Source organism: Hydrogenophaga sp., assembly GCF_018780075.1.
Lineage (GTDB): Bacteria > Pseudomonadota > Gammaproteobacteria > Burkholderiales > Burkholderiaceae_C > Hydrogenophaga.
Genome location: NZ_JADMKB010000015.1, coordinates 1 through 9,939, shown reverse-complemented (window position 1 = coordinate 9,939; position 9,939 = coordinate 1). Strand labels below are relative to the sequence as shown.

At 69.8% G+C, this 9,939-nt stretch carries 10 protein-coding genes; 4 read left to right on the top strand and 6 right to left on the bottom strand.

Annotated elements, in window-relative coordinates:
- Positions 1-137: 137 nt before the first annotated feature.
- The 4 genes from IV088_RS05030 to IV088_RS05015 form a co-directional block, all read right to left on the bottom strand.
- Positions 138-1,370, bottom strand: a complete 1,233-nt coding sequence (locus IV088_RS05030; RefSeq protein ID WP_291098590.1) for a sugar MFS transporter — start codon at positions 1,368-1,370, stop codon at positions 138-140.
- Positions 1,371-1,672: 302 nt separating this feature from the next.
- The gene (gene alr, locus IV088_RS05025; RefSeq protein ID WP_291098587.1) at positions 1,673-2,797 is read right to left on the bottom strand and encodes an alanine racemase; all 1,125 of its coding nucleotides are present in this window, start codon (positions 2,795-2,797) and stop codon (positions 1,673-1,675) included.
- 211 nt (positions 2,798-3,008) lie between these two features.
- Positions 3,009-4,028, bottom strand: coding sequence for a hypothetical protein (locus IV088_RS05020; RefSeq protein WP_291098584.1), 1,020 nt, complete (start codon positions 4,026-4,028; stop codon positions 3,009-3,011).
- On the bottom strand, positions 4,025-4,765 hold the full coding sequence (locus IV088_RS05015; protein WP_291098581.1) for a hypothetical protein: 741 nt from the start codon (positions 4,763-4,765) through the stop codon (positions 4,025-4,027). The genes IV088_RS05020 and IV088_RS05015 overlap by 4 nt, the downstream gene beginning before the upstream one ends.
- A 362-nt stretch (positions 4,766-5,127) precedes the next feature.
- On the opposite strand from IV088_RS05015, the gene lplT reads away from it, so the two are divergent.
- Together lplT and IV088_RS05005 are read left to right on the top strand one after the other, a co-directional pair.
- Positions 5,128-6,411, top strand: coding sequence for a lysophospholipid transporter LplT (gene lplT / locus IV088_RS05010; protein WP_291098579.1), 1,284 nt, complete (start codon positions 5,128-5,130; stop codon positions 6,409-6,411).
- Positions 6,412-6,522: 111 nt separating this feature from the next.
- Complete coding sequence (locus IV088_RS05005) at positions 6,523-7,146, top strand: cyclic nucleotide-binding domain-containing protein (RefSeq protein WP_291098576.1); 624 nt, start codon at positions 6,523-6,525, stop codon at positions 7,144-7,146.
- A gap of 122 nt (positions 7,147-7,268) precedes the next feature.
- On the opposite strand, the gene IV088_RS05000 is transcribed toward IV088_RS05005, so the two are convergent.
- The gene (locus IV088_RS05000) at positions 7,269-7,940 is read right to left on the bottom strand and encodes a Crp/Fnr family transcriptional regulator (protein WP_291098574.1); all 672 of its coding nucleotides are present in this window, start codon (positions 7,938-7,940) and stop codon (positions 7,269-7,271) included.
- Between the two features lie 110 nt (positions 7,941-8,050).
- On the opposite strand from IV088_RS05000, the gene IV088_RS04995 reads away from it, so the two are divergent.
- Positions 8,051-8,581, top strand: coding sequence for a DUF962 domain-containing protein (locus IV088_RS04995; protein ID WP_291098571.1), 531 nt, complete (start codon positions 8,051-8,053; stop codon positions 8,579-8,581).
- Positions 8,578-9,234, top strand: a complete 657-nt coding sequence (locus IV088_RS04990; RefSeq protein WP_291098568.1) for a hypothetical protein — start codon at positions 8,578-8,580, stop codon at positions 9,232-9,234. The genes IV088_RS04995 and IV088_RS04990 overlap by 4 nt, the downstream gene beginning before the upstream one ends.
- Positions 9,235-9,237: 3 nt before the next feature.
- On the opposite strand, the gene IV088_RS04985 is transcribed toward IV088_RS04990, so the two are convergent.
- The coding region (locus IV088_RS04985; protein ID WP_291098565.1) for a TerC/Alx family metal homeostasis membrane protein at positions 9,238-9,939 on the bottom strand (702 nt) is incomplete at its 5' end.

Below are 9,939 nucleotides of genomic sequence, written 5' to 3'. Positions count from 1 at the left end.
ACCCATCTCCAGACTCAGCTCGTCAAGAAACAACCTCTTGACGCTTCACACCTAGGGCACCGCCGGGCCGGCTTTGCCGGACGGCCAGTGCCGCCCCCTTGAGGGGGTCGCGCGCAGCGCGGCGGGGGTGTCTCATCTCACCGCCGCCCCAGCCGCCAGGCGCAGACCACAAACCCCAGCGCGCCCACCACCAGCACCGCGTAGGCGCTGCGCAGCCCGTGGCTTTCGGCCAGCTGGCCCATGAACAGGGCCGCCACCTGGGCGCCGCCGGTGAACGAGAGCATCAGCAGCGCAGAGAGGCGGGGCGCCTCCTGGGGGAAGCAGCGCAGCGCCGTGCCGAGCAGGATGGGAAAGGCCACGGACACGCCCAGCCCGGCCGCGAAGTTGCACAGCGCGAGCACCCCGAACGGCGCGCCCGCCGGCAGCAGCCACACGACCAGCAGCGCCGCGGTGGCCAGCACGCCCAGCCCCTGGATCTTCTGCTCCATCGAAAAACGGCTGTGCCAGAATGCCTGCCAGACCCGGCCGACCACCATGCCCGCCATCAGGAAGCCCAGCGCCAGGCGCGCGCTCTGCGCGTGCACGCCCAGCACCTCGGTGGCGTAGCTCACGAACCAGAAGTTCTGGCCCCACTCGCACAGGCCGCTGCACACACCGGCCACGAGCACCCAGCGCACCAGCGGCTCGCGCAGCAGGCCCGCATACCCCAGGGGGGTTAGCGGTGTGCCGGTGGCGCCGTCGGCGTGTTGCAGCTCGGTGCGGAAGCCCACGGTGCTCAGGCGCCGGCTTTGCAGCGTCATGGCCAGCAAGGCCAGCGCCAGCAGCCCGAACACCAGGTAGGGACCGCGCCAGTTCGGGTCGGCGAGCAGCGCGGCGGCGGCCAGCAGGGGCGAGAGCACCGTGCCCAGGCTGTAGCCCACGTCCACCAGCCCGATGATGCGGGTGCGCTGCTCGGGGTCGTCGCTCATCTCGGCCAGCAGCCCGTGGCCCAGGGTGAACAGCGCCGTCTCGAAGGTGGCGATGCTGACCATGAAGAAGGCCAGCCAGCCGAAGCTGGGCGCGGTGAGCACGCCCACCAGCGCGCCCATCACCAGCGCGGTGTAGATGACCAGCAGGCGCTGCGGCGGGTAGCGCTTGGCGATGGCGCCCCCCAGCAGCGAGCCGATGGCCCCGCCCGCGCTCCAGATCGCCATCAGCCAGCCCACCTGCTGGAACGACACGCCCATCTGGGCACGCAGGCTGGGCGTGACGGCGCCCAGCAGGGCCCCGAACACGCCCCAGGTCACGGCGCAATACAGAATGACCCAGGCCACATAGGGCAGGCCGAGGAACACGGCCAGGGGAGAGCGGGAGGAAGACGGAAGAGACAAGGCAGGGCTTTCGACACAAGAACAATGCAATCGATTGTCTTGCGCCATCCACCGCGACAGCCAGGCGTGCCAAAAAAGAACCCACAAGGTAACCGGATAGGCCAACAACACGCTCACCGGCGCACGTGCCCGACCCCAGGATGCCGTGGAACTGGCTTTGCCAGGCCACAGGCATCGCCCCCTGGGGGGCTGAGGGCCGCGGCTCCAAGTCTGCCTGCGCAGACTTGGACAGCCCGAAGTGACACCGGCTCAGACGGTGGCGCGGCCTGCAAGGCACGCGCCCTTGGGCGCGGCGCGGGGGGTTATCCGAACGGAACGCGCTGAGCCACCGCGCAGAGCAGCTCGTAGGAGATGGTGCCCGCGGCGCGCGCCACCTCGTCCACCGGCAGCTGGGCGCCCGTCGACGGCGACACGCCCCAGAGCACGACCTCGCTGCCCACGCCGGCGGCGACCCCCGCCGCGTCCAGCGGCGCGAGATCCACCGCGATCATGTCCATGCTCACGCGGCCGACGGTGCGGGTGCGCACGCCGTTCACCAGCACGGGCGTGCCGGTGGGCGCGTGGCGCGGGTAGCCGTCGGCGTAACCGCAGGCCACCACGCCCACCCGCATGGGCGCCTCGGCGGTGAAGGCGGAGCCGTAGCCCACGGTGTCGGCGGGCTGCAGTTGCTGGGTGCCGATGAGCCGGCTGGAGAGCGTCATGGTCGGTTGCAGGCCCCAGTCGGCGGCCGTGTGTTCCGGGTAATCGGGCGCGCCGCCGTAGAGCGCAATGCCTTCGCGCACCCAGTCGGCGGCGAGCGTGCTCACGCCTTCGCCGCGCAGCGGGCTCTGCGCGTGGCGCAGGATGGCGGCGCTGTTGCACAGGCTGCGCTCGCCCGGCAGGTCGGCCGTGGCTGCTTCAAAGGCGGCGACCTGGTGGGCGATGCCGCGCGGGCCGTCGGCGTCGCTGAAGTGCGTCATGAGCGAGATCTCTTCGACCTGCGGCAGCGCGTTCAGCCGCGCCCAGGCGGCGCGGAAGGCGGTGGGTGTGAAGCCGAGGCGGTTCATGCCGCTGTTGAGCTTGAGGAAGACGCGGTGCGGCACCTGGGTCTTGTGGGCGGCGAGCCAGTCGATCTGCTCGGTGCAGTGCACGGCGTGCCAAATGTGCAGGCGCGAGCACAGCTCCAGGTCGCGCGGCTCGAACACGCCTTCGAGCAACAGCAGCGGGCCGCGCCAGTCCAGCGCGCGCACGCGCTCGGCCTCGGCCAGGTCGATCATGGCGAAGCCATCGGCCCCGCGCAGGGCGTCGAAGCAGCGCTCGATGCCGTGGCCATAGGCGTTGGCCTTGACCACCGCCCAGACGCGGGCGTCGGGCGCGCGCAGGCGGGCCTGGTTCAGGTTGTGCTGCAGGGCTTCGGGGTGGACGGTGGCGAGGATGGGACGGGGCATGGCGGCGCGGGCGGTTGAGGGCAGCGACGACTGTCGCACAAACCCGCCCGCCCGAGCGCCGAATGCACCGCGATTCATGCCCCTGCAGCGCAGCTACTGAAAACCCATCCGGCGCGCGATGTCCCCCCAACCAGCACACGCCGAAGAACCGGCTTTGCCGGGCCAAAGGCGTGGTCCCCCCGGGGGGGAAGCCGCACAGCGGCGCAGGGGGCTACAGCTCTTCCAGGCTCACATACACCATGGTCTGATTGAGCAGCTGGTATGCGATTTCGCCGAAGGTCATGGGCCCGGTGATCGGCCCCGTGCGCTGGCCTTCCAGCTCGCCGTACAGGTAGTTGAGGATGCAGTTGCAGCTCCAGCTGGCGCCGTGCGCGTCGGGCGGCAGCGCCCGGGCGAAGGCCTGGCTGTAACCGGGCACGGGCTGGGCAATGCGGTAGACCACGTCGTCGAACACCGGCGCGTAAAAATCCACCTGGCCCGCCGCCGCGTCGACGGCCTTGAACGACACGTTGATCATGGCGCCCGAGTAGTCCGCCACCAGCGGCAGGCGGGTGTCCACGCCCTGCTCGACCAGGTACTGGGCCAGGTTGACCAGGCGCCCGTTGACGAAACACTCCTGCGCCGAGAAGCCGGTCGAGGGAAAGCGGATCTCGTCGCCGGGGCCGGGCTGGAACAGGTTGAGGATCTCGATGCGCGGGTACAGGGTCTCGGGCAGCGGGATATGGATGGCCAGCGCCTGGTCCTGGCGGAAGCTCAGGGTCTGGCCGTTGGCCACGACCGGCGCGGCGCTGCCGAGGTCGTCCAGGTGCACCCCGGCGATCCAGCCCACGATCGGCTTCATGTACATGTCCTCGAAGCCGGGCGCCTCGCGCGCATAGAGGGAATGCACCTCGGAGAACGCCGGCACGATCAGCACGGTGAGGCCGTGGGCCGGCGCGTCCAGCGCGATCTGCGAGAGGTTGTGCTGGTCGTACCAGCACAGGCGGGGCGCGGCGCCGGGCACCGGTAGCGCCGTGACGAAGAGCCGGTCGCGCGTGGTCTCGCCACCGCCCTGGCCCATAAAATAGGGAATGCTGCCGGCCAGCCAGTGGCCCTGGGGCAGCTGGCGCAGCAAGGCCTCGTCGGCGGCGATCGACAGGAAGCCACCGCGGCGGATCGCGGCGGCGGTGTCGGCCAGGCTCATCAGCACGCCGCTCGCGGGCAGCGGGGGCACGGGTGTTCTCGCGTTCATGCCGCCCCGTCCAGTCGCAGCTGCGCGAGTTCGTGGTTGAGGACGCGCTCGTTCTTGACGAAGTAGCGGTGCAGCTCCTTGAGCTTGAGCATGCGCACCTCGTCGTCATGGATCAGGTCGAGCTGCGAGCGCAGCCGGGTCAGCATGAGCTTGAGGCTGAGCACCTTGATGTCCAGGCTCATGTCGCCGTCGAGCAGGCGCAGCCAGATCGGGTCGGTCACATCGGGGACCGCGCTGTCGTCGGCCACCGCCGGGGCCGGCACCGCAGCGGGCGCCACCGCGCGCTCCGCCGGCGCGGTGGGCTGGCCCGCGCCGGTGCGGCCGGTGTCCAGCGCGTAGCGGTAGCGCCAGACGTCCTGCAGGCTCAGGTCGAGCAGCGAACAGACCGATTGCACCGACAGGCCCTCGTTGAACAGCGCAAACACCCGGGCCGCCAGCGCCCTTGAAAACGGCATGCCTGGCTCGCCCATCCAGTTCAGCCCCCGGGTCTCGAACCCCACGGGCAAGGCCACGTGCAGGTGGAAACGGACCGCGCCCAGTGCCAGGTGCTGCCACACCACGGTGTCGGTGGGGGCCACACCCTTGCGGCCCCGGCCGAACCAGCCGCGGTCGACGGGCGCCTGCGAGACCCAGACGTCGCAGCGCCGCTGGCGCAGGTCCAGCCGGTACTCGCGCACTTCCCAGGGCCGTTCTATGAATAGCAGCTGCCGCAGCAGTGCCCTGTCAATGCTGATCATGGGGTGTCTCCTTGTTGTTGTGGGCGTCGGATCGCGCGCCAGCGGCGGCCGGGGCGACCACCACCTCGGCGCAAAAGCCATGCCAGCCAGAACCCGCCCTCAGGCGCGCCCGGTTTGCGTCAATCTGGGACACACCCCCGGGCAAACCCTGTCCAGCGGCGGCGCAATGGGGGCGCACATGACGCACCTCGGACAGGGAATCCGGTGCCCGCCACCCTCGGGAAAACGGCAGGACACAATCTGCTTGGCGCCACAATCGCCGTGCTATAACCCGGCATCGTTGGAGACAGCCCCCGGCCTTCCGAGTCCGCCAGCCGCCACACACATCCGGGCGATCGATCCGGTCACAACAAAGCAATTTGATGAAGCGCGGCTTCTACACCATCATGACGGCGCAGTTTTTCAGCTCCCTGGCTGACAACGCGCTGTTCGTGGCCGCCATCGAACTGCTCCGGAGCAACGGCGCGCCCGCCTGGCAAGGCGCCGCCCTCGTCCCGCTCTTTGCCCTCTTTTATGTGGTGCTCGCGCCGTTCGTGGGGGCGTTCGCCGACGCCAGGCCCAAGGGCACGGTCATGTTCATCAGCAACGCGATCAAGATCGTGGGCTGTGTGCTCATGCTGATGAACGTGCACCCCCTGCTGGCCTACACGCTGGTGGGCCTGGGCGCCGCCTCCTATTCACCCGCCAAGTACGGCATCCTCACCGAGCTGCTGCCGCCGTCGCAACTGGTCAAGGCCAACGGCTGGGTCGAAGGGCTGACCATTGCCTCGATCATTCTGGGGGTGCTGCTGGGCGGTCAGCTCGTGGGGCCGCTGATCGCCAGCGCGCTGCAGCAGATCGACCTGCCCTGGATCGACACCGGGCTGGACCGTCCGGCCGAGACCGCCATCGCGGTGCTGGTGTTCGTCTACATGATCGCGGCCATCTTCAACCTGCGCATCCCGCTCACGGGCGTGACGCCCCGCCCGATGCCGCGCAACCCGCTGGTGCTGCTGCAAGACTTCTGGCTCTGCAACGGCCGCCTCTGGCGCGACCACCTGGGCCAGATTTCCCTGTCCACCACCACGCTGTTCTGGGGCGTGTCGGGCAACCTGCGCTACATCGTGCTGGCCTGGGCCGGCGCGGCCCTGGGCTACACCACCACGCAGGCGTCCTCGCTGGTGGGGGTGGTGGCGCTGGGCACCGCGGTGGGTGCCGTGGTCGCGTCGATGCGCATGAAGCTGGACCAGGCCACGCGCGTGATGCCGCTGGGCATCGCCATGGGCGCGCTGGTGATCATGATGAACTTCATCGACAACGTCTGGGTCGCCGCGCCCTTCCTCGTGCTGCTGGGTGGCCTGGGCGGCTTCCTCGTGGTGCCGATGAACGCGCTGCTGCAGCACCGCGGCCACAACCTCATGGGCGCGGGCCGCTCGATCGCGGTGCAGAACTTCAACGAGCAGGCCTGCATCCTGGGCCTGGGTGCGCTCTACAGCTTCTCCACCGCCGCCGGGTTGCCCGCGGTGGTCGCGATCACCGCGTTCGGTGTGATCGTGGCGGGGTTCATGTGGGTGATCATGAAGTGGCACCAGCACAACCTGCGCCACCACGGCGCCGAGCTGGACCGTCTGCTGGAGATCGCACGCCGCGACGATCTGCACGGGTAGACGCGCCCACGGGCGCGGCGCTGGCGCCGCCCTGCGCTGCCGTCGTTCACGCCCACCGCTGGCCAGGGCGTCACAATGGATACCGGTTTCCCCAGCACACCCCCCGACGCCATGGCCCTGTTTGACAAACTGTTCAATCCCCGCGGCAGCAATGGCCCCGAATCGCGCCTGCCCGCCGAGCGGCAAGCCCTGGTGGACGGCTCGTCCAAGGCGCACGACGCCGCCCGCCTGTTGCGAGCCCCCACGGCGCTGATGCAGCTCAGCGAGGCCGAGGCGCTGACGGTGGTCGGCTTCATGCGACCCAAGCGATTCAAGAGTGGCACCACCATCATCCGCCAGGGCGAGACCGCCGACACGGGCTACATGGTGCTGGTGCTCGACGGCGAGATCACCGTCGAGACCCTGATCGCGCGGCGCGTCAACCCGGTCACCGTGACCGTGCTCGGCCCGGGCAGCCTGATCGGCGAGATGGCGCTGGTGGACGGCGCGGCGCGGTCGGCCTCGTGCACCGCCAGCACCAACGTGGTCTGCGCCGTGCTCACGCGCGAGGCGCTGGAAACCCTGATCACCGAACAACCCGCCACCGCCGCCAAGCTCATGACCGCCGTGGCCCAGCGCCTGGCCGAGCGGCTGCGCGACAGCGGCCACAAGCTGCAGATCTACAGCCAGCTGGTGCAGACCATGCAGCAGGAGATTGACACGCTGATGCCGACGCCGGACAGGCGGCAGCGGTAGGCGAGCCCCCACACGCCGCCGCTGCGCGGGTCGCTGCCCCCCAGGGGATTGATCCGGCTTGGGGCGGCCCGGCGCCGGATCGGGGCCCCCGCGCTCCCCCGCTGCGTCGGCCGCGACCCCGTTCAGTCCAGCAACTCGATCTCGCCGTAGTGCAGGCGCAGCACCCCCCGGGTTTCCAGCGCCTTGAGCGCTTTGTTCACGCTCTGGCGGCTCACGCCCATCATGCGCGCCAGCACCTCCTGCCCCAGGCGGATGCGGTGGCGCGGTGCTTCGCGGCTGCCATAGCCTTTCGCCAGCAGGCGCAGCCGGCGCTGCAGGCGTTCTTCCAGCGGCAACATCGCCAGCTCCTCCAGCACCGCAAACGCCACCCGCAGTTTGCGGCAGGCCAGCCGGGCCAGCTCGCGCCACAGGGCCGGGTGCCGGTCGAGCCAGTCCACCAGCGCGTCGCGCGGCACCACCAGCACCTGGGTGTCGCCTTCGGCCACCGCGTCGTGGGTGCGCGGCAGGCCGTCGATCAGGGCGATTTCGCCGAACCACTGGTAGGGCTCCAGGTAGGCCAGCTCCGCCGGCTCGCCATCGGCATTGAGCGCGCCGATGTGCAGACCGCCGGCTGTCAGGCAGCACAGGCCGTCGGCCAGCCCGCCGCGCGAGAACAGCGATTGCCCGTGGGCCAGCGAGCGCATGTGCCCCAGTTGCAGCAGCACATCCTGCAGCGCCGTCGGGCAGGTCGCAAACCAGTCGTCGCTGGCCAGGGCAAGGCGCAACGCGGCCGGTACAGGTTCGGGGTGGGGCATGGGGTGGCGCCAACCCGCCGCAGCGGGGCGGGATTGTCGAAATTTTGACAGACAGCATGCCGCCCGGGCGCGCATGCTCGCGGCTCCCAGAAGAACACTTGGAGACAGCCATGGACAACGCCACCCGCCTGCTGGTGCAGTACGCGCACTACCACCGCGACCCGCGCAACATCGCCACCCACTACGCCGGCATCCCGCTCATCGCCTTCGCCCTGGCCGCGCTGCTGGCGCGCCTGCGCCTGGACACTGCGGGATGGGTCATCAGCGCCGACTGGGTGGTCTGGGCGCTGGTGGCGGCGTGGTACCTCACGCTCGGGCAGCGGGCGCTGACCGGGATCACCGCCCTGGTCCTGGCCGTGCTGGTGGCCCTCGCGCACCCGCTGGGCACCGCGCCGCTCAACGCATGGCTCGGCTGGAGCCTGGGCTGCTTCGTGGTCGGCTGGGTGTTCCAGTTCGTCGGCCACCACTGGGAGGGCCGCAAGCCCGCCTTCGTGGACGACCTGCGCGGCCTGCTGATCGGCCCGATGTTCGTGGTGGCCGAACTGGGCTTTGCCCTGGGCACCGGCAAGGCCCTGCAATCGAAGATCGACGCGGCGGCCGGACCGGTTCAACGGCGTCGCCCGTCGCAGCGCCAGGCATGAACCCACGCGCGCCCACCCCCAGACCCGGCGCCCGCCCCATGGCGCGGGCCAGCGCCGCCGCCGCGCTGCGGCTCCTGCTGGCCTTCGCCGCCGCGTGGTGGACACGCGAGCTGCCGCTGTTTGCGCTCACGCCGCCCGGCGGCGGCGCGGCCGACGTGATGCCCCACCAACGGCAGGACCTGCACACCACCTTCTTCACCATCTGGGCCGCGCTGATCCTGGTGGTGCCGGCCCTGTGCCTGCTGCCGTTTCGCGACCGATCAGACACCGCGGCCCGCTACTGGCTGGCCTTCTGGACCGTGTCACTGGCCGTGTTTCTGGTGCATTTCTACTGGGCGGTGGTCGTCATCTTCGGCAATGACTGGCAGCGCATCCTGCACACACCGCGCGTGAGCGCCCCGCGCCTGGACACCGTGTTTGCCGCCTGGTGGGTGGTGGACGTGCTGATCGCCTGGCTCTGGCGCTCCGAAGCCCTGTGGGTGCGCGTGCAGCGTTGGGGCGTGCATGGGCTGGCCCTGGTGCTCTTCTTCATGGGCGCCGCCCGCGAAGGCGAACTCGCTGCCTCGCGCACGCTGGGCTGGCTGCTCGCCGCGGGCGTGATCGTCAGCGCGATGCTGGCGCTGCGCGACCACCGGCGCGCCCGCACCGCATGAGGCTCAGGTGTTCGGCGCCGTCTTGGCGCTCCAGACCATCGTGATCGCCAGGATGCCGATCACCACCGCCAGCGACACTGCGACCGGGATCTTGAACACGTCGATCAGCACCATCTTGCTGCCGATGAACACCAGGATCACGGCCAGGCCGTAGTTCAGCAGGTGGAAGCGGCTCGCCGCGGCCTGCAGCAGGAAGAACATGGCGCGCAGGCCCAGGATGGCGAACACGTTGCTGGTCAACACGATGAACGGGTCGCTGGTGATGGCGAAGATGGCGGGGATCGAGTCCACCGCGAAGATCACGTCCGTCAGCGCCACCATGGCGATCACCATCATCAGCGGCGTGGCGATGCGCTTGCCGTTCTCCACTGTCCAGAACTTCTCGCCGTCGTAGTCCTTGCTCACCGGCAGCAGCTTGCGCAACAGCCTGAGCGCCGGGTTGTCGTTCAGGTCCGGCTCCTGGCCGGCGGCCCACCACATCTTCACGCCCGTGAGGATCAGGAAAGCGCCGAACACATACAGGATCCAGTGGAACTCGGCCAGCAACCAGCCGCCCACCAGGATCATCCCGGTGCGCAGCACGATGGCGCCCACGATGCCGATCATCAGCACCCGCTTCTGGTAGGCCGGCGGCACCGAGAAGTAGCTGAAGATCAGCAGGAAGACAAAGATGTTGTCCACCGCCAGGCTCTTCTCGATCAGGTA

What these genes read in the sequence shown, in the direction of transcription:
- alr (WP_291098587.1), bottom strand. Translation starts at nt 2,797, where the DNA reads ATGCCCCGTCCCATCCTCGCCACCGTCCACCCCGAAGCCCTGCAGCAC.
- lplT (WP_291098579.1), top strand. Translation starts at nt 5,128, where the DNA reads ATGAAGCGCGGCTTCTACACCATCATGACGGCGCAGTTTTTCAGCTCC.
- IV088_RS05005 (WP_291098576.1), top strand. Translation starts at nt 6,523, where the DNA reads ATGGCCCTGTTTGACAAACTGTTCAATCCCCGCGGCAGCAATGGCCCC.
- IV088_RS05000 (WP_291098574.1), bottom strand. Translation starts at nt 7,940, where the DNA reads ATGCCCCACCCCGAACCTGTACCGGCCGCGTTGCGCCTTGCCCTGGCC.
- IV088_RS04990 (WP_291098568.1), top strand. Translation starts at nt 8,578, where the DNA reads ATGAACCCACGCGCGCCCACCCCCAGACCCGGCGCCCGCCCCATGGCG.
- IV088_RS05015 (WP_291098581.1), bottom strand. Translation starts at nt 4,765, where the DNA reads ATGATCAGCATTGACAGGGCACTGCTGCGGCAGCTGCTATTCATAGAA.
- IV088_RS04995 (WP_291098571.1), top strand. Translation starts at nt 8,051, where the DNA reads ATGGACAACGCCACCCGCCTGCTGGTGCAGTACGCGCACTACCACCGC.
- IV088_RS05020 (WP_291098584.1), bottom strand. Translation starts at nt 4,028, where the DNA reads ATGAACGCGAGAACACCCGTGCCCCCGCTGCCCGCGAGCGGCGTGCTG.